This is a genomic window from Streptomyces sp. Z423-1 (assembly GCF_013009255.1).
GTDB lineage: Bacteria > Actinomycetota > Actinomycetes > Streptomycetales > Streptomycetaceae > Streptomyces > Streptomyces gossypiisoli.
In genome coordinates this window covers 3,265,616-3,285,641 of record NZ_CP053109.1, presented here as the reverse complement: position 1 = coordinate 3,285,641, position 20,026 = coordinate 3,265,616, and the positions used below count along the sequence as shown (strand labels likewise).

Annotated in this window: 18 protein-coding genes; 9 read left to right on the top strand and 9 right to left on the bottom strand. The window is 71.2% G+C overall.

Features of this window, described 5'->3' with window-relative positions; genetic code table 11:
- Positions 1-59 precede the first annotated feature (59 nt).
- Entirely contained in the window at positions 60-1,010 is a 951-nt protein-coding gene (locus tag HJD23_RS14680) for a helix-turn-helix transcriptional regulator (protein WP_171109936.1), read from the top strand.
- 43 nt (positions 1,011-1,053) lie between these two features.
- Here HJD23_RS14680 and HJD23_RS14675 read toward each other — a convergent pair whose 3' ends face one another.
- Positions 1,054-2,280 carry an FG-GAP-like repeat-containing protein gene (locus tag HJD23_RS14675; RefSeq protein ID WP_171109937.1) on the bottom strand — a complete coding sequence of 409 codons (1,227 nt, stop codon included), beginning with the start codon at positions 2,278-2,280 and terminating at the stop codon, positions 1,054-1,056.
- A 207-nt stretch (positions 2,281-2,487) separates the two neighbouring features.
- Here HJD23_RS14675 and HJD23_RS14670 point away from each other — a divergent pair, with 207 nt between their 5' ends.
- Entirely contained in the window at positions 2,488-2,700 is a 213-nt protein-coding gene (locus tag HJD23_RS14670; protein ID WP_171109938.1) for a tautomerase family protein, read from the top strand.
- A gap of 500 nt (positions 2,701-3,200) precedes the next feature.
- Here HJD23_RS14670 and msrA read toward each other — a convergent pair whose 3' ends face one another.
- Positions 3,201-3,866, bottom strand: a complete 666-nt coding sequence (msrA, locus tag HJD23_RS14665; protein ID WP_171109939.1) for a peptide-methionine (S)-S-oxide reductase MsrA — start codon at positions 3,864-3,866, stop codon at positions 3,201-3,203.
- Between the two features lie 198 nt (positions 3,867-4,064).
- Positions 4,065-5,183 carry a hypothetical protein gene (locus HJD23_RS14660; RefSeq protein ID WP_171109940.1) on the bottom strand — a complete coding sequence of 373 codons (1,119 nt, stop codon included), beginning with the start codon at positions 5,181-5,183 and terminating at the stop codon, positions 4,065-4,067.
- A gap of 222 nt (positions 5,184-5,405) precedes the next feature.
- Here HJD23_RS14660 and HJD23_RS14655 point away from each other — a divergent pair, with 222 nt between their 5' ends.
- Positions 5,406-6,560, top strand: coding sequence for a cystathionine gamma-synthase (locus HJD23_RS14655; protein WP_171109941.1), 1,155 nt, complete (start codon positions 5,406-5,408; stop codon positions 6,558-6,560).
- 240 nt (positions 6,561-6,800) lie between these two features.
- On the opposite strand, the gene HJD23_RS14650 is transcribed toward HJD23_RS14655, so the two are convergent.
- The 3 genes from HJD23_RS14650 to HJD23_RS14640 form a co-directional block, all read right to left on the bottom strand.
- Complete coding sequence (locus HJD23_RS14650) at positions 6,801-7,049, bottom strand: hypothetical protein (protein WP_171109942.1); 249 nt, start codon at positions 7,047-7,049, stop codon at positions 6,801-6,803.
- 13 nt (positions 7,050-7,062) lie between these two features.
- The gene (locus HJD23_RS14645) at positions 7,063-7,566 is read right to left on the bottom strand and encodes a sigma factor-like helix-turn-helix DNA-binding protein (RefSeq protein ID WP_171109943.1); all 504 of its coding nucleotides are present in this window, start codon (positions 7,564-7,566) and stop codon (positions 7,063-7,065) included.
- A gap of 313 nt (positions 7,567-7,879) precedes the next feature.
- On the bottom strand, positions 7,880-8,386 hold the full coding sequence (locus tag HJD23_RS14640; RefSeq protein ID WP_171111648.1) for a MarR family transcriptional regulator: 507 nt from the start codon (positions 8,384-8,386) through the stop codon (positions 7,880-7,882).
- Positions 8,387-8,547: 161 nt separating this feature from the next.
- On the opposite strand from HJD23_RS14640, the gene ilvA reads away from it, so the two are divergent.
- The 3 genes from ilvA (at position 8,548) to HJD23_RS14625 (ending at position 11,850) form a co-directional block, all read left to right on the top strand.
- Positions 8,548-9,777, top strand: coding sequence for a threonine ammonia-lyase (gene ilvA, locus HJD23_RS14635; RefSeq protein WP_171109944.1), 1,230 nt, complete (start codon positions 8,548-8,550; stop codon positions 9,775-9,777).
- A 208-nt stretch (positions 9,778-9,985) separates the two neighbouring features.
- Positions 9,986-11,008, top strand: a complete 1,023-nt coding sequence (locus HJD23_RS14630) for an ATP-binding cassette domain-containing protein (RefSeq protein WP_171109945.1) — start codon at positions 9,986-9,988, stop codon at positions 11,006-11,008.
- Positions 11,005-11,850, top strand: a complete 846-nt coding sequence (locus tag HJD23_RS14625) for an ABC transporter permease (RefSeq protein WP_171109946.1) — start codon at positions 11,005-11,007, stop codon at positions 11,848-11,850. Before HJD23_RS14630 ends, HJD23_RS14625 begins: the two co-directional genes overlap by 4 nt.
- A 150-nt stretch (positions 11,851-12,000) precedes the next feature.
- Here HJD23_RS14625 and greA read toward each other — a convergent pair whose 3' ends face one another.
- Positions 12,001-12,501, bottom strand: a complete 501-nt coding sequence (greA, locus tag HJD23_RS14620; RefSeq protein ID WP_171109947.1) for a transcription elongation factor GreA — start codon at positions 12,499-12,501, stop codon at positions 12,001-12,003.
- 167 nt (positions 12,502-12,668) lie between these two features.
- Entirely contained in the window at positions 12,669-13,067 is a 399-nt protein-coding gene (locus HJD23_RS14615; RefSeq protein WP_171109948.1) for a DUF4307 domain-containing protein, read from the bottom strand.
- A gap of 168 nt (positions 13,068-13,235) precedes the next feature.
- Between HJD23_RS14615 and mca the strand changes: the two genes are divergently transcribed.
- Positions 13,236-14,096: a mycothiol conjugate amidase Mca gene (gene mca, locus HJD23_RS14610; protein ID WP_171111650.1), complete on the top strand. Its 861-nt coding sequence runs from the start codon at positions 13,236-13,238 to the stop codon at positions 14,094-14,096.
- A complete protein-coding gene (locus HJD23_RS14605) occupies positions 14,089-14,349 on the top strand; it encodes a hypothetical protein (protein WP_171109949.1) in 261 nt (86 codons plus the stop codon). Before mca ends, HJD23_RS14605 begins: the two co-directional genes overlap by 8 nt.
- A 146-nt stretch (positions 14,350-14,495) precedes the next feature.
- Here HJD23_RS14605 and HJD23_RS14600 read toward each other — a convergent pair whose 3' ends face one another.
- Complete coding sequence (locus HJD23_RS14600) at positions 14,496-17,696, bottom strand: tetratricopeptide repeat protein (protein ID WP_171109950.1); 3,201 nt, start codon at positions 17,694-17,696, stop codon at positions 14,496-14,498.
- Between the two features lie 145 nt (positions 17,697-17,841).
- Here HJD23_RS14600 and HJD23_RS14595 point away from each other — a divergent pair, with 145 nt between their 5' ends.
- On the top strand, positions 17,842-19,872 hold the full coding sequence (locus HJD23_RS14595; RefSeq protein WP_171109951.1) for a thioredoxin domain-containing protein: 2,031 nt from the start codon (positions 17,842-17,844) through the stop codon (positions 19,870-19,872).
- The last annotated feature ends 154 nt before the right edge of the window (positions 19,873-20,026 follow it).

Below are 20,026 nucleotides of genomic sequence, written 5' to 3'. Positions count from 1 at the left end.
GCCGTGCCTACCACTGGCGGGGACAGGTTCATGTACGTACGACCATGAATACTGGACGTATGGACGAACAGCCCCTGCCCCTGCCGGAGCCCGGCGGCGGACCGGCCGTGCCCGTGCCGGACCTCGGCGGCGGCCTGGACCGGCGCGCCGAGCTGAGCGAGTTCCTGCGCAGCCGGAGGGCCCGGCTGAAGCCGGAGGACGTGGGGCTGGCGGACTACGGACGGCACCGCAGGGTCCCGGGACTGCGCCGCGAGGAGCTGGCACAGCTGGCCGGGGTGTCGGTGGCGTACTACACGCGGCTGGAGCAGGGCAACGGGCGGAACGTGTCGGCGGAGGTGCTGGACGCGATCGCCCGGGCGCTACGGCTGACCGACGCCGAGCACGCCCACCTCACGCACCTGGCCAAACCGAAGCAGCACAAGAAGAAGCCGGCGGCACGCAACCAGCCGGTGCGGGGCGCGCTGCGGCAGCTGCTGGACATGTTCGACAGCGTCCCGGCGTACATCGCGGGCCGTCGTTCGGACATCCTGGCCTGGAACCGGATGGCCGCGGCCGTCTTCGGCGACTGGGCGGAGCTGCCGGCGCAGGAGCGTAACTGGGCGCGGCTGGTGTTCCTGAAGCCGGAGTACCGCGACCTGTTCGTGGACTGGGACCAGAAGGCGTCCGACATCGTCGCCTTTCTGCGCATGGACGCCGGCTGCCACCCGGACGACCCGCGCCTGTCGGCCCTGGTGGGCGAACTCTCCGTCAAGAGCGCGGAGTTCCGGCAGCTGTGGGCCACCCACGACGTGAAGGAGAAGAGTCACGGCGTCAAGCGGTTCCATCACCCGCTGGTGGGTGAACTGTCCTTGTCCTTCGAGACGTTCCGCCTCGTCGACGACGCCGAGCAGTCCCTGATCACGTACCACGCGGAGCCGGGCTCCCCGTCCGCGGAGGCACTGCGCCTCCTGGCCAGCTGGGGCCGGGACGCGACCCGGGCCGGGACGGGGTCCTCGACGTCGTCGAACTGAGCCGACGGCAGCCCGCCGGGGGCCGGCGGCAGCCGACTGAGGGCTAGAAGAGGCCGTTCAGGCCCCACCACTCGCCGTCGGTCCGCTCGCCGGGCAGCAGGCCGCCGCCGGTGTCCCGGCCCCGGTAGGTGACCAGCCAGCCCAGGTGGCCCGGGTAGCCGTCGATCACGTACTTCTCGTTGGTCACCGTGGCGAGGTCGGGGCGTCCGTCGCCGGAGAAGTCTCCCACCGCGATGAGGTTCGCCATGGCGTTCCAGCCGCCCGAGCCGATCAGCTTGCGGGCGCCGAGCCTGGCGGTGGAGGTGCCCGGGTAGAGCCACAGCTTGCCGGTGGACGCCTCCCGCGCGTACAGGTCGGGACGGCTGTCACCGGTCACGTCGCCGATGCCGACGAGGGCGTTCATGCTGTTCCAGCCGCCCGTGCCAATGAGCTTGCGGGCGCCGAGCCTGGCGGTGGAGGTGCCCGGGTAGAGCCACAGCTTGCCCGTGGCCTTCTCGACCGCGATCAGGTCGGAGCGGCCGTCGCCGGTGAGGTCGCCGAAGGCGGTGATCTTGTTCATGGCGTTCCAGCCGCTCGCACCGAGCAGCATGCGGGCGCCGAGGGAGCCGGTGCCGGTTCCGGGGTAGAGCCACAGCTTGCCGGTGGACGCCTCGCGGGCGAGGACGTCCTCCCGGCCGTCACGGCTGAAGTCGCCGTGCCGGGTCAGGGCGTTCATGCTGTTCCAGCCGCCGGTGCCGATGAGCTTGCCGGTGCCGTTGCCCGGCGTGAGCCAGAGCCGTCCGGCCTTGTCCCGGGCGATCACGTCGGCCTTGCGGTCGCCGTTCATGTCCCCGAAACCCTGCACCTTCGGGGAGGTCTCGGAGTACCAGCGCGGGTAGGCGGTCTGGCTGCACTCCCGCTTGGTACGGACGAACTTGATCGAGCTGGTGGTCGCGACCGGATCCCCGTTGTACTCGCCGGGCGTGTTCGGATCCTGGGCCCAGTAGCCGCCCCACGGCTCGTAGTTCTTGTCCTCGTAGACGCAGGCGATCGACTTCGTACGGTTGACGTACGAGCGGATCTTGTTGTCCCAGCTGCCCAGGTCCGCGACGCTCTTGTTCGTCTTCCACATCGTGCCGTTGGCGCTTTCGCCGGTCCACCCGCAGAAGTAGCCCGCCGGGCAGTCGTACGAACTCGCGGCCGCCGGAGCGGCGTTCACGGCGGCCAGGCCGGTGCCGGCGAGCGTGATGCCGACGAGTGTGGCCACGCTCCGGTTGAAACGGTTCTGCATATGCGGTTTTTCCCTCCCATTGACGCGCGCCGGAATCTCGCCCCGTGGGCCCGCCGGCGCAGCCAGGTGATGGTAAGGCAGCGACGCGCCGCACCGCGCCGAGGCTCACGCATTTCCGTTGCGCTGAATGGCCCCGTACAGTGCGCGGCGGTCATGGGAGCTGCTTAGCCTCACGACAGGCACAGTCACAAGGAATGGAATGGTCCTATGCCTGTCGTAGAGATCAAGGTCATCGAGGGCGTCTTCACCCATGAGGAAAAGCGCCAGCTGGTGGAACGCCTTTCGGAAACACTCATCGAGATCGCGGGTGAGCCGATGCGTCAGTCCACGCACGCGTTCATTACTGAGACCCCGAGCGCCGAGTGGGCTATCGGCGGCGCCGCGAAGAAGGCCGATGACATCAAAGCCATGCGGGGCTAGTCAGGCGTCCGACCCGGGGCGATGCCCGTCGGGCACGACGCCCCGCGTTGGTCCCGAACGGGGTACTTAGCAGGAGTGGCGAGGACGACGTCTGCGCCGCCGTCGTACGGATGGTGGATGCGTCGAAGTCCCGTGTCGGTGATGAACACCTCTACGAGCGCCTCGTCGGCGACGGCGCGCAGCAAGTCATCAGCGCAGCCGTGTCGCCACCGGCGCCGATCGGCGTAGAGGCGCGTGTGGATGTGGAACTCCGGGTCCGGGTCGTCGTCATCGGACTCGATCCACCAGCGGACGCCGTCGGGGTGCAGTTCCTGTCGTGGTGTCCGGTAGCCGGCCGACCCGGTCGTTCTCGGACTCCGGGTAGCGCTTCGAGCCGGGGAGACCGTGGAAGCGTACCCAGCGATCCGCGTACGTGCTGCGGAACGTGTGGGCGATGGGCGGGCCCGACGGCCGTCGTTCCCGCCACAGCGCTTCCAGCAGCGTCGGTGTGACGCCAGTGCTCACCCGTCGGCCTTGGCGACACCGATCGGGCACGACACCCCCGTGCCGCCGATCCCGCAGTAACCCGCCGGGTTCTTGTCCAGGTACTGCTGGTGGTACCCCTCCGCCGGATAGAACGGCCGGCCCTCCGCCGGGAGGATCTCCGTCGTGATCCTGCCGTAGCCCGAGCCGGTCAGGACCTTCTGGTACGCCTCGCGCGAGGCCTCCGCGGTCGCGGCCTGCTCCGGGGTGTGGGTGTAGATCGCCGAGCGGTACTGCGTGCCGACGTCGTTGCCCTGGCGGAAGCCCTGCGTCGGGTCGTGGGCCTCCCAGAAGGTCTTCAGGAGGCGGTCGTACGAGATGACCTTCGGGTCGTAGACCACGCGGACGGCCTCCGTGTGGCCGGTCAGGCCCGAGCAGACCTCCTCGTACGTGGGGTTCTCGGTGTGGCCGCCCTGGTAGCCGACGAGGGTCGTCCACACCCCCGCCGGGAGCTGCCAGAACTTGCGCTCGGCGCCCCAGAAGCAGCCGAGACCGAAGTCGGCGATCTCCAGGCCCTCGGGGTAGGGACCGAGCAGCGGATTGCCCAGGACGGTGTGGCGGTCGGGGACCGTGAAGGCGGGCTCCGGGCGGCCCTTCAGTGCCTGCTCGGAGGTGGGCAGGGTGGGCGTACGGCCGAACAGCATGTCGGGGCTCCTTCTTCCCGGGCTTACAACGGGGCCTTCCCGGTCTCCGCGGGGCGGCACCTGAGGAACATCCGAGCGCTGCTCCGCATTCCGTCGTGCATCGGCCTGCCCGCGGCCACCACCTGCGCCGACGCGTCGCGGTGGCGGCCGCGGGCGTATGCGGCAGTCCGGTTGGTGACCAGCCCCGGGCCCTCCCCCTCAGCGCAGCAGCGTCGCCGGGCTGCCGCCGTTCGCCTCGTACCCGGCCACCGCCAGCGCCCGGTAGACCGCGAACTCCGCGGCCGGGTCCGGGGACAGTGTCCAGGGCAGGGCCCCCACATGGCCGTCGATGTGTATCAGCTGGCTCATGGCCTCCGCCCAGCGCTCGGAGCGGACCAGGAAGAACACCAGCAGATGACGCACGTGCGCCAGCATCGGGTCGTCGGTGCGGGCCGAGTGGACCGCGTGCAGGGCGCCGTGGATCGCCTTGGTCACGACCTCGCTCTGGTAGAAGCCGGCGACCAGGTTGACCTCGGGGAGGTGCTCGAACACCGCGAACAGCGGCATCGCCGCCAGCAGCGAGCCCTGCGGCGCGCGGGCCGCCGCGGCCTCCGCGAACTGGGTCGCCAGCTCACGCGAGCCGTGCCACTTCTCGCACCAGTAGTGCAGCGCGGCCAGGTGCGCGCCCATGTGGTTCGGCGCGCGGTCCAGGATCTTCAGCCAGAGCTGCTCGAACTCCGCGCGCGGGTAGGCCAGGCCACGGGCCACCGACAGCTCGATGATGTACGGGATCGGGTCGCCGGGGGCGAGCAGCGCCGCCTCGCCGCACGCCGCCTTCGCCTCCTCCATGATGATCCGGAACTCGTCCGTGCCGGGCGTCGCCGTCCGCCAGGCCTGCTGCACCAGGAACTCGGCGTGCACCGTCGCACCGCCCGCGTCCTTGGGCGCCTCGGCCCGCCACACGCGCAGCCACTGGCCGCCCGGCGCCTCGCTGACGCCGCCCGGCCGCTGCTGCAGCTCCAGTGCCGCGGCACCGGCGAAGGCCTGCACACGCTGCCAGCGCCGCTCACCCTCCGCCTCCGTACCCGCGAGGAGCTGCGCGGCGGCCCGATGGTCCTGCGTGCGCTGCACCAGGTCCAGGACGTCCAGCAGGTCCTGGTCGGGGCCGGGCATGCGGACGTCCAGCTCCTCCTGCCGCACGAAGCCGTAGTTCGCGGGGTCCGCGGCGTCCGGGTGGCCCGGCTTGACCAGCTCTATCCCCCTGCGCCGGCGCATCACGAACGGACCCAGCACGAAGCCGATCATGAGCAGGCCCATCAGGACCCAGAGAATCTCCATGCCTCAAGCGAACCAGACGCCGCCGACAATTGGCCAACTCCCTCAGCCGGGCCTGTGGACAACTTCGCCGGGCCTGTGGGCAACCACGACGGACGTGCGGTGCGTGCCGCGTCTCGCGGGGGTGCGCGGAACCGGGCGACCAGCGACGAACGACCCGCCGACTCGCGAAATACCCCCCCGGGCCCTGCGGCACCCCCGGCGGAGCGCTTACGCTCGGTTCCCATGAGCGACAGGCACATCAGTCAGCACTTCGAGACGCTCGCCATCCACGCGGGCAACACGGCCGACCCCCTCACCGGCGCGGTCGTCCCGCCGATCTACCAGGTGTCCACCTACAAGCAGGACGGGGTAGGCGGTCTGCGCGGCGGCTACGAGTACAGCCGCAGCGCCAACCCGACCAGGACCGCCCTGGAGGAGAACCTCGCCGCCCTGGAAGGCGGCCGCCGCGGCCTCGCGTTCGCGTCCGGACTGGCGGCCGAGGACTGCCTGTTGCGTACGCTGCTCAGCCCCGGCGACCACGTGGTCATCCCCAACGACGCGTACGGCGGCACGTTCCGGCTGTTCGCGAAGGTCGTCGCCCGGTGGGGCGTGGAATGGTCGGTGGCCGACACCAGCGATCCCGCGGCCGTACGGGCCGCCATCACCCCGAAGACCAAGGTGGTGTGGGTCGAGACCCCCTCCAACCCGCTGCTCGGCATCACCGACATCGCCGCCGTCGCCCAGGTCGCCCGGGACGCCGGAGCCCGGCTCGTCGTCGACAACACCTTCGCCACGCCGTACCTCCAGCAGCCCCTGTCGCTCGGCGCGGACGTCGTGGTGCACTCCCTGACCAAGTACATGGGCGGCCACTCGGACGTCGTGGGCGGCGCGCTGATCGTCGGCGACGCGGAACTCGGCGAGGAGCTGGCCTTCCACCAGAACGCCATGGGCGCGGTCGCCGGGCCCTTCGACTCCTGGCTGGTGCTGCGGGGCACCAAGACCCTCTCCGTGCGCATGGACCGGCACAGCGAGAACGCCGTCAAGATCGCCGACATGCTCACCCGGCACGCGCGCGTGACGCGTGTGCTGTACCCGGGGCTGCCGGACCACCCCGGTCACGAGGTCGCCGCCAAGCAGATGCGCGCGTTCGGCGGCATGGTCTCCTTCCAGGTCGAGGGCGGCGAGGAGGCGGCCGTCGAGGTCTGCAACCGTGCCCGGGTGTTCACCCTGGGTGAGTCGCTGGGCGGCGTCGAGTCGCTGATCGAGCACCCCGGCCGGATGACGCACGCCTCCGCGGCCGGCTCGGCCCTGGAGGTCCCCGGCGACCTGGTGCGCCTGTCCGTGGGCATCGAAAACGCCGACGACCTGCTGGAGGACCTCCAGCAGGCGCTCGGCTAGGTCCTGTCGGCACATTCCCGTCGTCCGCGCCCGGAGGGCGGGGCCGGCCGGCGGCGATGGGGGTGCCCCCGCGCGAGCCGGTTCGAGCGTGGGGGAGCGTGCGATCGCAAGGCGTCGGGCCGCCCGCGATGGGGTCCCCCCGCTCGAGTGAAGCCGAGAGTGGGGGAGTGGGGGAGGAGTCACGTGGGCGGTTCGGCAACGCGGCATGGAGGTCGGTCCCCCGCCCCTAGGGCGTAGCGGCTACCAGCCGGTGAGCGGTGGAGTCGTCTCCGACGGCGGCTCCACCCACGGCCGCACGGTCAGTGCCCAGACGGTGAACGCCACGGTCGCCGCGCACAGCAGCAGCCAGGCCAGACGCAGGGCGAGGGCCCGGCGCCGCAGCAGTCGGTCGCCGAGGCGCACGGCGTCGGCGCAGAGGTCCGGCGGCACCCGGGGTGGCGTCTGCTCCATGATCCGCCGTGCGGCGGCCTCCCGTTCGGCCCGGCTCACCGCGGCCTCCCGATCATGACGCCGCCACCTTCGCGCCCGTCACGGCGGGCGTGGGCGGCCGCGGCGGGTGCAACAGGGTCGCCGTGGCCCGGTCGCAGATCGCGTGGACGCGTTCCGTGGGCAGTCCGAGCAGCGCCGCCGTCTGTTCCTCGGGGACCCCCTCGTACAGCCTGAGCACCAGGACCAGACGCTCCTGCGGGGCGAGGTTCGCGAGCGTGCTGCCGGGGTGCGGGCGGGCCCGGCCGAGGGCGCCGTACTGGTGCCAGGCGCGGTGCGCGAAGCGGACGGCGAGGTACGCGCGCGTGCGGTTGTACGGGTCTTCGCCGCGCAGCCGGTCCCAGGAGGCGTACGTGTGGGCCAGGGCCAGCGTCAGCAGGTGCCGCGCGCGCGGGTTGGCGTTCGGGGTCTCGGCGGTGAGCAGCGTGGCGGTGTGCAGCAGCCGCCCCGCCGCCCCGGCGACGAACGCCTCGAACTCCCGGGCCCGGCGGGCACCTTGGGACGCTTGCCGTTCTCGCACCGCGCCTCCCGCCTGAGGCCGACCTGAGGAAGCGGATCCCGCCGCCGCACCGGCGCATTCGGCGTACCGGCTGCGAACCCGCGCACGAGGACCCGGTCTCATATGAGGGCAGCCGCGCCCTTTCGGTCAAGAGCCGCGCATGGTGGGGATGCCGATTGCCGGGGCATGTATTGCAGGGGGCATGTATTTCGGGGGCGCGCACGCCACCGCTGAGGGCACCCGCCCTGACCCGGGCGCCACGCGCGCGTGCACATCCCTGACGCGCGGCACCCCCCTCCCAGTAAGCCAACAGCTCCCAATAGGGCAGCGGCTCTCAGGAACCCGACGGCGCTTCCGCCCCCGGCATCCCGTGGGCCGCCATCCGGGCCGAGAGGGCGTGATTGAAGCGGGTGAGGAGCGTGCAGAACGCCTCGCGCTCCTCCGGCGCCCAGTCGTGTGTCAGCTCGGCCATCAACTGACGCCTCGACGAGCGCACTTCCTCCAGTCGCGCCGACCCGCGCGGGGACAGCTGCAGCACCACCGCCCGTCCGTCCTCGGGGTGCGAGGTCCGCTTGACCAGGCCCGTGTCGACGAGCGGAGCCACCTGCCGGGTGACCGTCGACGAGTCGATGCCCATGCTCGCGGCGAGCGCCTTGACGCCCATCGGCCCTTCCTTGTCGAGCCGGTTGAGCAGCAGGTACGCGGCACGGTCCATGGAGTTGCGCACCTGCCCGACCCCGCCGAGCCGGGTCTGTTCGGCACGCCGGGCGAACACCGCCACCTCGTGCTGCAGCGCGTCGAGAAGGCCGGTGTCACCGACGGTCGTCATGTCCATCGACATTTCAGGTGTTGTGGGCATGGCCGGGGGCTCACTTCATGCTGGGTGCTGGGTTGGGGGACAGGGTACGCGGCCGGGCGGCAGGCCGTACCGGCGCTGCACAAACCCGTCTCGGACGTTGGTCACAGCGGCTGTCGCGGCGTGTGAACTGCGAGACTTGACTCATGAACTACCGCAAGGCCGACACCTTGCCCCCGGTCACCCTCGACGACGTGCGCGGAGCGCAGAAGATGCTCACCGGCGTCGCACGTGTCACCGCGATGGAGGGCAGCAGATATCTGACCCAGCTGGTGGGCGCCCCGGTCCACCTCAAGTGCGAGAACCTCCAGCGGACCGGCTCCTTCAAGCTGCGCGGCGCCTACGTCCGGATCGCCGGCCTGCTGCCCGAGGAGCGCGCGGCCGGTGTGGTCGCCGCGAGCGCCGGCAACCACGCGCAGGGCGTCGCCCTGGCGTCCTCACTGCTCGGCGTCCACTCCACCGTGTTCATGCCGAAGGGCGCCCCGCTGCCGAAGATCAGTGCGACGCGTGACTACGGCGCCGAGGTGCGCCTGTACGGACAGGTGGTCGACGAGACCCTGGCCGCCGCGCAGGAGTACGCCGCCGAGACCGGCGCCGTGTTCATCCACCCCTTCGACCACCCGGACATCATCGCCGGTCAGGGCACCGTCGGCCTGGAGATCCTGGAGCAGTGCCCGGAGGTGCGCACGATCGTCGTCGGCATCGGCGGCGGCGGTCTCGCGGCCGGTATCGCGATCGCGGTGAAGGCGCTGCGGCCCGATGTGCGGATCGTCGGCGTGCAGGCGGCGGGCTCGGCGGCGTACCCGCCGTCGCTGGCGGCAGGCCGCCCGGTGTCGATCGAGAACCCCGTGACGATGGCCGACGGCATCAAGGTCGGGCGGCCCGGCGACGTGCCGTTCGCGATCATCGGAAACCTGGTGGACGAGGTCCGTACGGTCAGTGAGGATGCGCTGTCCACCGCGCTGCTGCTCTGTCTGGAGCGGGCGAAGCTGGTCGTGGAGCCGGCCGGGGCGAGTCCGGTGGCGGCGCTGCTGAGCGATCCGGGGGCCTTCGAGGGTCCGGTCGTGGCGGTGCTGTCCGGCGGCAACGTGGATCCGGTGCTGATGCAGCGCGTGCTGCGGCACGGCATGGCGGCGCAGGGCCGCTACCTGGCCGTACGGCTGCGGCTGACGGACCGGCCGGGTGCGCTCGCGACGCTGCTGGGGGTGTTGTCAGTGGTGGACGCTAACGTCCTCGACGTGAGCCATGTGCGGACCGACCCACGGCTCGGGCTCACGGAGGCGGAGGTCGAGCTGCACCTGGAGACGAAGGGCCCGGCGCACTGCGTCGAGGTCGGCGAGGCCTTGCGCAAGGCGGGGTACACCGTCATCGACTGAGCTGCCGGGACGGCATACGACCGGCAAAGGCCGAGGTCAGGCCGGTTGCCCGGTCAAGATCGTGAACTCTTCGCCGCTCGTTCGGGTGAAGTCCATTGAGAGACGCGATACATCGCGTTATGGTGTGTCTCGTGGCCCCACCCATCAGGCGGAACAAACCCCACAGACCCAGTTTTTCCGAAGCATCCCCGACGACGTGGAGACTCATATGCCAGGCGCTATCTATGCCGAAGGCCTGGTCAAGACCTTCGGCGACGTAAGGGCACTGGACGGCGTCGACCTCGATGTCCCCGAGGGCACGGTCCTCGGCCTGCTCGGGCCGAACGGCGCGGGCAAGACGACGACGGTCCGCTGTCTGACGACCCTGTTGCGCCCCGACAGCGGCCGTGCCGTCGTCGCGGGCATCGACGTACTCGAACATCCCGACCAGGTGCGGCGCTCCATCGGCCTGTCCGGCCAGTTCGCCGCCGTCGACGAGTACCTCACCGGCCGGGAGAACCTCCAGATGGTCGGCCGGCTCTACCAGATGAACGCGAAGGCCGCGAAGGCCCGCGCGGGCGAGCTGCTCGACCAGTTCAACCTCGCGGACGCCGCCGACCGGCCCGCCAAGACCTACTCCGGGGGCATGCGCCGTCGGCTCGACCTGGCCGCGGCGCTGGTGGTCTCGCCGCCCGTGATGTTCATGGACGAGCCGACGACCGGCCTCGACCCGCGCAACCGCCAGCAGCTGTGGGACGTCATCAAGCAGCTCGTCTCCGGCGGTACGACGCTCCTGCTGACCACGCAGTATCTGGAAGAGGCCGACCACCTCGCGCACGACATCGCGGTGGTCGACCACGGCCGGGTGATCGCCCGTGGCACCTCCGACCAGCTCAAGGCCCGCACCGGCGGCGAGCGCGTCGAGGTCGTGGTGCACGAGCGCGAGCACATCACGGCCGCCGCCGAGGTGCTGGCCGGCTTCGGCAAGGGCGACACCACCGTCGAGGAGCACACCCGCAAGCTCACCGTCCCCGTCACCGGCGGCGCCAAGCTCCTCGCCGAGGTGATCCGGGAGCTGGACGTCCGAGGCATAGAGATCGACGACATCGGCCTGCGCCGCCCGACCCTCGACGACGTGTTCCTGTCCCTGACGGGACACGCGGCCGAGGCCAAGGACGCGGACGAGCACGACGAGGGCGGTACGTCCGCCGACACCAGGGGCCGCAAGCGCAAGAAGGAGTCCGTCAAGTGAGTGCCGTCACCGACGCCGCCCCGCGGGCCGCCCGCCCGCATCCGCTCGGCCAGTCCGTCCGGGACTCCCTGGTCGTCGCCAAGCGCAACCTGATCCGGATGTCCCGGATCCCCGAGATGATCATTTTCGGGCTGTTCCAGCCGATCATGTTCGTGGTGCTGTTCAGCTATGTATTCGGCGGCTCCATGAACATCGGCGGCAGCACGGACCCCGGCGTCTACCGCGAGTTCCTGATGGCGGGCATCTTCGCCCAGACCGTGACCTTCGCCACGGCCGGCGCAGGCGCGGGCATCGCCGAGGACATGCACAAGGGGCTGGTCGACCGTTTCCGCTCGCTGCCCATGGCCCGCGGGGCGGTGCTGACCGGGCGCACCCTCGCCGACCTGATGCAGACCGCGCTCACCCTGCTGGTGCTCGCGATAGTCGCCCTGCTGGTCGGCTGGCGCACCCACACCAGCGTCGGCGAGGTGCTCGGCGCGTTCGGGCTGCTGCTTCTGATGGGATACGCGTTCACCTGGATCGGCGCGCTGATCGGTCTGTCCGTGCGGACGCCCGAGGCGGCCACGTCCGGCGGACTGGTCTGGCTTTTCCCGGTCACCTTCGTGTCGAACGCGTTCGTGGACTCCAGCCGGATGACGCCCTGGCTGCGGCACATCGCCGAGTGGAACCCGTTCAGCGCCACGGTCCAGGCCTGCCGAGAGCTCTTCGGCAACCCCGGGGTCTCCAACTCAGGGGCCTGGCCCATGGAGCACCCGGTCTGGGCGTCACTGATCTACTCCGCGCTGATCATCCTCATATTCCGGACCCTGGCGGTGCGGAAGTACCGCTCGGCGACGGCGTGAGGCGCCTGTGCCGGGGCCAGGTGGGCTGACCTGGGTATGGCGAAACCCCCGGCATCACGCGGGACGCTGTCTCGCGTGGACGCCGGGGGCCTGTCAAGAACGGGCGGACCGAGGCCGGTGCCGCAGCGGCTCATCGCCGCGTCCGCGGGGTCAGCCGCTGTACGGCTCGGCCTTCAGGATCCTCACCGAGGCCTTCTTGCCGTTCGGCAGCTCGTACTCCGCGTCCTCGCCGACCTTGTGTCCGATCACGCCGGACCCCAGCGGGGACTGCGGCGAGTAGGTCTCGATGTCGGCGCTCGCGTACTCGCGTGAGGCGAGCAGGAACGTCAGCGTGTCGTCCTCGTCACCGTCGAAGGCGATCGTCACGACCATGCCGGGCGCCACCTCGCCCTCCGCCGATGCCGGAGCCTCGCCGACCTTGGCGTTCTCCAGGAGCTGGGTCAGCTGGCGCACGCGAAGCTCCTGCTTGCCCTGCTCCTCCTTGGCCGCGTGGTACCCGCCGTTCTCGCGCAGGTCGCCCTCCTCGCGCGCGGCCGCGATCTTGGCGGCGATCTCCGTGCGCGCAGGACCAGTAAGGTACTCAAGCTCGTCCTTGAGCTTGTTGTACGCCTCCTGGGTCAGCCAGGTGACGTTCTCGCTGGTCTGGGTCACAGGTGCTCCTCGTCGGTACTGGGAATACAAAGCATCGCCCTACCCAGAAGAATGTTCCTTCATGAGTGGGCGAAACCACGAGCCTAACAATTCAATGGCGGAAGGGGGAGGACATTAGTGCCCAAAATCACGTCAACGCAGGTCAGGGCTGCGTATAAGGAATGACGTCAGTCGGCGTGACAGCCCAGCAGCTCCGCCGTGGTGCCCGGCGCCGTGGTGCGCAGCGTGACCACCTCGGTGATCCGGGTGGCGTCCCCGCCGAAGCGGAAGTCGGCCCGGCCGACCTCGGCGCCGTCGGCCGCCTGGGAGCGGACCGTGCAGTAGCCGGAGGCGCCCGCGTCCTTCTCGACCGCCAGCTTCACCTTCACCGCATCGTCCGAGAGATCGAAGCTGATCACTTCCGCGCTGATCTTGTTCTGCGCGATGTAGTGGTAGGCGAAATAGCCGATCACCGCGATGAGCAGCGCGCCGAGGACCGTTCCGGCGACCTTGAGGGTGCGGTCGGCGCGCTCGTCCGAGGATCGGCCGTAACGGCCCTCGGGCAGTCGCGTGCTCGCCGTACTCATGATCGTCCTCTCGGCCGGAGCGGGATGAAGGTCCCGAAGGGGGCTTCCGGGCCGTACCCCGGAATTAATCGCGCCCCGATTCGGTCACTATAGAAGCCGCCGTTCGCACCCGGTCACACCGGGCGCCGACCAAACGAGGATTGAGTCTTGACTGACCACTTGCGACTGATGGCCGTTCACGCGCACCCCGACGACGAGTCGAGCAAGGGCGCGGCCACCATGGCGAAGTACGTGTCCGAGGGGGTGGACGTGCTGGTGGTGACCTGCACGGGCGGGGAGCGCGGCTCCATCCTCAATCCCAAGCTGCAGGGCGACAAGTACATCGAGGAGCACATCCACGAGGTACGCAAGCGAGAGATGGACGAGGCGCGCGAGATCCTCGGCGTCAAGCAGGAGTGGCTCGGCTTCATCGACTCCGGCCTGCCCGAGGGCGACCCGCTGCCGCCGCTGCCGGAGGGCTGCTTCGCCCTGGAGGACGTCGACAAGGCGGCCGGTGAGCTGGTGAAGAAGATCCGCTCCTTCCGTCCGCAGGTGATCACCACCTACGACGAGAACGGCGGTTACCCGCACCCCGACCACATCATGACCCACAAGATCACGATGGTGGCGTTCGAGGGCGCGGCGGACACCGAGAAGTACCCGGAGAGCGAGTACGGACCGGCGTACCAGCCTCTGAAGGTGTACTACAACCAGGGCTTCAACCGGCCGCGCACCGAGGCGCTGCACCAGGCGATGCTCGACCGCGGCCTGGAGTCCCCCTACGGCGAGTGGCTCAAGCGCTGGGACGACTCGGGCCACAAGGACCGCACGCTCACCACGTACGTCCCGTGCGCCGACTTCTTCGAGATCCGCGACAAGGCACTGATCGCGCACGCCACGCAGATCGACCCCGACGGGGGCTGGTTCCGGGTGCCGATGGAGCTGCAGAAGGAGATCTGGCCGACCGAGGAGTACGAGCTCGCGAAGTCCCTCGTGGATACCTCCCTCCCCGAGGACGACCTCTTCGCGGGCATCCGCGACAATGCCTGACATGAGCGCAAGCGCGAGCCTGGCAATGACCCACCTCGTCTCCCTCGCCAAGGAGGTCGACGAGGACAAGGTGACCCCCGGCGTCCTCGGCTTCATCGTCTTCGCGGTGATGGCCCTGGCCGTCTGGGGCCTGATGAAGTCCATGAACCGGCACATGGGCCGAGTCGACTTCAAGGAGGCTCCGGACGCGGCGGAGGCCTCCGGCAAGGGCACCGCGGAGACGGGCACCTCGGGGAAGACGTCACAGGGCTGAGCCATCCCGCGCGGTCTGCGGGCGCAGCTGATCGGAGCGTGCGCCCGCCGACCCGCCGGTCCGTGCGGCGTCCGCCACTCAGGACACCGCCGCCACCGCCTCAGGACACCGCCGCCACGGCCTCAAGACACACCGCCGCCACCGCCTCAGGACACCGCCGCCACCGCCACCCCCATGACCTCCCGGGCATGCCGTCGGGGCACCATGCCCAGGCGCCAGGCCTGCCAGCCGGCCTCCAGTTCCACGCCCCGCTCCAGCAGCAGCTGGTACGTCTCCAGGTAATCGTCGAGCTTCTCGTCCCGCGCGGTATGCCCGGCCCGGGCCAGCTGGGCCAGCTCCTCCTGCGCCACCGCCGTACCGACCTCCGCACCCCCCGGGGAGGCATACGGCAGCAGCGTGCAGCGCAGGAAGCGGGCCCAGTCCTCGCCCCGGCGGTCGCCGTACGACGTGAAGAGGCCGACCGCCTCGTCGCACAGCGCCAGCGCCGCCGCCGTACGGGCGTTGCCCGCGTCCACCACCGCCAGCTCCAGGCACGTCCACGCCTCCCCGTGCGCCACCCCGATGCGCTGGAAGTCGGCGCGGGCGTCGACCAGCAACTGGCGGGCGAAACCGGAGTTGCGCAGGGAGCCCGTCTGGGCCGCGCGCTGGTCTCTCGTCGCCCGCGCCGAATGGTGCCGCGCGCAGGCCAGGCCGTACACGTCGCGCATCCGGGAGAACATCGTCCGTGACCGCTCCAGTTCCCGGACCGCCTGATCCAGGTTGCCGGACTCCTCCAGCGCCTGTCCCAGGTAGTACAGCGTCCACGCCTCGCCCCGCGCGTCCTCGTTGTCGCGGTGCCGGGCCGCCGCCTGGCGCAGCTCCTCCAGCGCCGGAAGCGCGTCGCCCGCGACCAGCCGGGCCCGGGCCAGCTGGGTCAGGGCCCACGCCTGCCCCCGGGCGTCGCGCGTACGGCCGTACAGCTCAAGGGCCCTGCGCAGCTCGGTCTCCGCGCGGGGGACGTCGCCGAGGCGCAGGTACAGCTGGCCGAGCTGGAAGTGCGCCCAGGCCTCGCCGTGCAGGGACTCGCCGGCGCGGTGCAGTTCCAGGGAGCGGTTCAGCAGGTCCAGGGCCTCGGCGAGGTGGGCGCGGTCGCGTTCCACCGCCGCCAGCGCGTGCATCGTCCAGGCCCGGTCCGTGGCCAGCGACGGCGCGGCCTGCATGTCCAGCGCCTCGCGCAACCGCGTCGCCGCCTCCGTCAGATTGCCCTGGTGGTGCAAGGTGATGCCGAGCGAGCACAGGGCCCGCGCCGCGCCCGCGTCATGGTGTGCCTCCCGATACAGGTCCACCACGGACGTCAAGGTCGTCCGTGCTTTGTCCAGCTCACCCAGTTGCCTCGCCGCGATGCCGGTGCGCCACTGGACCGAGCGGATCAGCAGGCCCTGGTCGACGGCCTGGGCGAGTTCGCTGATCTCGCCGAGGCGGTAGAGGTCGCCGCGCAGCAGGCAGTAGTCGCACAGCGCGCCCAGCAGGTTCAGCACCGCCCCCTGGTTGACGCCCTCCGCGTGCCGCAGCGCCGCCGTGATGAAGCTGGACTCGTCGTCCAGCCAGCGCAGCGCCTCGTCCAGGGACGTGAAGCCGTGCGGGCCGAAGCGGTCCGAGCGGGTCGACATGTTGCCGTCGACCAGGCGCAGCACCGAGTCGGCGAGGTCGGCGTAGTTCACGATCAGCCGCTCCTGCGCCGCCGCCCGCTCGCCCGGATCCTCCTCGTCCGCCAGCCGGGCGTGCGCGAAGGCGCGGACGAGGTCGTGCAGCCGGTAGCGGTTGCCGCGGACGTGGTCGATCAGGCCCGCGCGGGACAGCGCGACGAGATGCCGGGTCGCCTCGGCCTGGTCGGTGGCGAGCAGGGACGCGGCGGCGGCGGCACCGAGCGAGGCCCGCCCGGCCAGGGCGAGGCGCCGCAGCAGCCGCCGGGCCGGTTCGCCCTGGTCGGTGTAACGCAGCCACAGGGCCCGTTCGACCGGCTCCACGGGGCCGTACGCGCCCAGGTCCGACGCCAGTCGGCGGGGCGAGCGCGGGCCCAGGGAGGAGCCCGCGATGCGCAGCGCCAGCGGCAGGCCGCCGCACAGCTGCCGGATCCGGTCGGCGGATTCGGCGTCGTACGGCCCTGTCTCGCCCTGCGCCGCCGCGCCCATCAGCTCCTCCGCGCCGGCCGCGTCGAGCGGCTCGACGGGCAGCTGGTGCACCCACGCCGGAAGGTCGCCGGGCAGGTCGAGCGGCGCCCGGGCGGTGACCAGGACCAGGCTGTCGGACCGCTCGGGGATCAGCGCGCGCACCTGTTCGGGGTCGGAGGCGTCGTCGAGGACGACGGTGACGGGTACGCCGGTCAGATGCTGGTGGTACAGCTCGCTCAGCCGCTTGACCTGCTGGTCCGCCGACGAACGCTCCCGGAACAGCAGTTGCTCGCGCGGCGCGCCGAGGCGGTTCAGCAGGTGCAGCAGTGCCTCGCGGGTGGACAGCGGCGGCTCGTCCCGGCTGTCGCCGCGCAGATCGACCACGCACGCGCCGCGGAACTGGTCCTTCAGGTCGTGGGTGGCGCGCACCGCGAGAGTGGTACGGCCGCTGCCGGGCGCCCCGTGCAGGACGACCACCGTGGGCCGGGTCTGCGTACTGGCGCGCGCCGCCTGCACCCACTGCCGGATCCGCGCGATCTCCTGCCGCCGCCCCGCGAACGGGCCGACCGGCTCCGGGAGTTGACCGAACGACTGTGCCAGCACACTCCGCCCGCGCGCCGCCCCGCTCTTGTCGGCGCCGAGCAGCTTGGGCCCCGGCTTCTTCGGCCCGGTCGACGCGGCCAGCACCCGCTGCTGATCGAGGAACGGGCGGATACCCCGTACCTCCAGTGCCGTCAGCCACTGCAACCGCAACTGTTCCGGTCCGCCGGGCTGTCCCACCGCTCCGGCACGCTGGTGCGCGGCGGGCAGATGGGAACCGGCCACCTTCACCACGGTCGTCGCCGCGCCCACCACGCCGACGGTCACGCCCGCACCGAGCGCGGTCGTCGTGCCCGTACCGAGCGCCAGATCGGCCACCACGGCGGCCACAGCGGCCACACCGGCCACAACCAGCGGCGTCCCGGCGCCCTCGCGCGCATACCGCTGCCCGAAGGTCAGCCGGCCGGCCTCCGTCTCGTCCAGGGCCCGCGTGTAGGCCTCGTACTCCTCGGCGGCGGTCTGCGCCATCGCGTCCAGCGCGCCGCGCGCCCGGGCGAGGAGCACCTTCCCGTCGGTACGGCCGCCCGACCGCCGTACCTCCTCCTCCACCGCCCGCATCAACAGCCGCTCGGCCTCCGCCCGATGACTGTCCCGCATGTCCCGTCCCCCTCCGGCGACAACTGCTCCGGCTACGAGTGTCCTTCCGCGAGCCCGCGATGGCGAGAGGGCGGCGATCACCGGTCGGGGAAGATGCCCGGCCGGTCGTTTCGGCAGCCCCCACCCCGTCGGGCAGGATGGAGGTATGCCGAACCGACTGGCGCACGAGACGTCCCCGTACCTGCTGCAGCACGCCGACAACCCCGTCGACTGGTGGCCCTGGTCGGACGAGGCGTTCGACGAGGCGCGCAGGAGTGACAAACCGGTCCTGCTCAGCGTCGGCTACAGCAGCTGCCACTGGTGTCACGTCATGGCCCACGAGTCCTTCGAGGACGAGGCCACCGCCGCCTACCTGAACGAGCACTACGTCAACATCAAGGTCGACCGCGAGGAGCGCCCCGACGTCGACGCCGTCTACATGGAGGCCGTGCAGGCGGCCACCGGGCAGGGCGGCTGGCCCATGACGGTGTTCCTCACGCCGGAGGCCGAGCCCTTCTACTTCGGCACCTACTTCCCGCCGGCCCCCCGGCACGGCATGCCCTCCTTCCGGCAGGTCCTGGAAGGCGTCAGCCACGCCTGGCGGGACCGCCGCGACGAGGTCACCGACGTGGCCGGGAAGATCGCGCGGGATCTGGCGGCACGGGAGATCGGGTTCGGCGGCACCGAGGCGCCCGGCGAGCAGGAGCAGGCGCAAGCGCTGCTCGGGCTGACCCGGGAGTACGACGCGCAGCGCGGCGGCTTCGGCGGGGCGCCGAAGTTCCCGCCGTCCATGGTCATCGAGTTCCTGCTGCGCCACCACGCCCGGACCGGCGCCGAGGGCGCGTTGCAGATGGCGCAGGACACGTGCGAGCGGATGACCCGGGGCGGCATCTACGACCAGCTCGGCGGCGGCTTCGCGCGGTACTCCGTCGACCGGGACTGGGTGGTGCCGCACTTCGAGAAGATGCTCTACGACAATGCCCTGCTGTGCCGGGTGTACGCCCACCTCTGGCGTGCCACCGGTTCCGGCCTGGCCCGGCGGGTCGCGCTGGAGACCGCCGACTTCATGGTCGCCGAACTCCGCACCGAGCAGGGCGGTTTCGCCTCCGCGCTGGACGCCGACAGCGACGACGGTACCGGCAGGCACGTCGAGGGCGCCTACTACGTCTGGACCCCCGCGCAGCTGCGCGGGGTCCTCGGCGACGACGCCGACCTCGCCGCCCAGTACTTCGGCGTGACCGAGGAGGGCACCTTCGAGGAGGGCGCCTCGGTCCTGCAACTCCCGCAGTCCGACGCTGTGTTCGACGCCGAGAAGGTCGAGTCCGTCAAGCGGCGGCTGCGGGCGGCGCGCGCCGAGCGGCCCGCGCCCGGACGGGACGACAAGATCGTCGCCGCCTGGAACGGCCTCGCGATCGCCGCCCTGGCCGAAACCGGCGCCTACTTCGATCGCCCCGACCTGGTGGAGGCCGCCGTCGCCGCCGCCGACCTGCTGGTCCGCGTCCACCTCGACGACCACGCCCGTCTGGCCAGGACCAGCAAGGACGGCCGGGTCGGCGCCAACGCGGGGGTTCTGGAGGACTACGCCGACGTCGCCGAGGGCTTCCTCGCGCTGGCGTCCGTGACCGGCGAGGGTGTCTGGCTGGAATTCGCCGGTCTGCTGCTCGACCACGTTCTCGTCCGGTTCACGGACGAGAAATCAGGCGCGCTGTTCGACACCGCCGCCGACGCCGAGCAGTTGATCCGCCGGCCGCAGGACCCGACCGACAACGCCACCCCGTCCGGCTGGACGGCCGCCGCGGGCGCCCTGCTGAGCTATGCCGCCCAGACCGGCGCCGAGCCCCATCGCACCGCCGCCGAGCGGGCGTTGGGCGTGGTGAAGGCGCTCGGGCCGCGTGTGCCGCGGTTCATCGGCTGGGGCCTCGCGGTCGCCGAGGCCCGGCTGGACGGGCCGCGCGAGGTCGCCGTCGTAGGGCCCGCGCTCGATGACGAGGCGACAAAGTCCCTGCACCGCACGGCACTTCTGGGGACCGCGCCGGGTGCGGTGGTCGCGTACGGCGTGCCGGGGAGTGACGAATTTCCGCTCCTCGCCGACCGTCCGCTGGCCGGCGGTGAACCGACGGCGTACGTCTGCCGTAATTTCACCTGTGACGCCCCGACGACTGACCCGGAGCGGCTGCGGGCCGCGCTGTACACCTGACCGGATACCGAACACGGCTGCGCAATTGCACCCGTGTTCGGACACGTCCACCTAGGCGCCGTACCGTTCCGAAACAAGCTATTTATCGGAACAGCTACCGCGCTTCACAGTTCCCCCCTACTCTCTCCACAGTGCCGAGGTGGACGGACAGTGC

Bases quoted from the DNA above. Each gene is read 5' to 3' on its own strand.
- HJD23_RS14680 (WP_171109936.1), top strand. From the start codon at position 60: ATGGACGAACAGCCCCTGCCCCTGCCGGAGCCCGGCGGCGGACCGGCC.
- HJD23_RS14675 (WP_171109937.1), bottom strand. From the start codon at position 2,280: ATGCAGAACCGTTTCAACCGGAGCGTGGCCACACTCGTCGGCATCACG.
- HJD23_RS14670 (WP_171109938.1), top strand. From the start codon at position 2,488: ATGCCTGTCGTAGAGATCAAGGTCATCGAGGGCGTCTTCACCCATGAG.
- msrA (WP_171109939.1), bottom strand. From the start codon at position 3,866: ATGCTGTTCGGCCGTACGCCCACCCTGCCCACCTCCGAGCAGGCACTG.
- HJD23_RS14660 (WP_171109940.1), bottom strand. From the start codon at position 5,183: ATGGAGATTCTCTGGGTCCTGATGGGCCTGCTCATGATCGGCTTCGTG.
- HJD23_RS14655 (WP_171109941.1), top strand. From the start codon at position 5,406: ATGAGCGACAGGCACATCAGTCAGCACTTCGAGACGCTCGCCATCCAC.
- HJD23_RS14640 (WP_171111648.1), bottom strand. From the start codon at position 8,386: ATGTCGATGGACATGACGACCGTCGGTGACACCGGCCTTCTCGACGCG.
- ilvA (WP_171109944.1), top strand. From the start codon at position 8,548: ATGAACTACCGCAAGGCCGACACCTTGCCCCCGGTCACCCTCGACGAC.
- HJD23_RS14630 (WP_171109945.1), top strand. From the start codon at position 9,986: ATGCCAGGCGCTATCTATGCCGAAGGCCTGGTCAAGACCTTCGGCGAC.
- HJD23_RS14615 (WP_171109948.1), bottom strand. From the start codon at position 13,067: ATGAGTACGGCGAGCACGCGACTGCCCGAGGGCCGTTACGGCCGATCC.
- mca (WP_171111650.1), top strand. From the start codon at position 13,236: ATGGCCGTTCACGCGCACCCCGACGACGAGTCGAGCAAGGGCGCGGCC.
- HJD23_RS14605 (WP_171109949.1), top strand. From the start codon at position 14,089: ATGCCTGACATGAGCGCAAGCGCGAGCCTGGCAATGACCCACCTCGTC.
- HJD23_RS14600 (WP_171109950.1), bottom strand. From the start codon at position 17,696: ATGCGGGACAGTCATCGGGCGGAGGCCGAGCGGCTGTTGATGCGGGCG.
- HJD23_RS14595 (WP_171109951.1), top strand. From the start codon at position 17,842: ATGCCGAACCGACTGGCGCACGAGACGTCCCCGTACCTGCTGCAGCAC.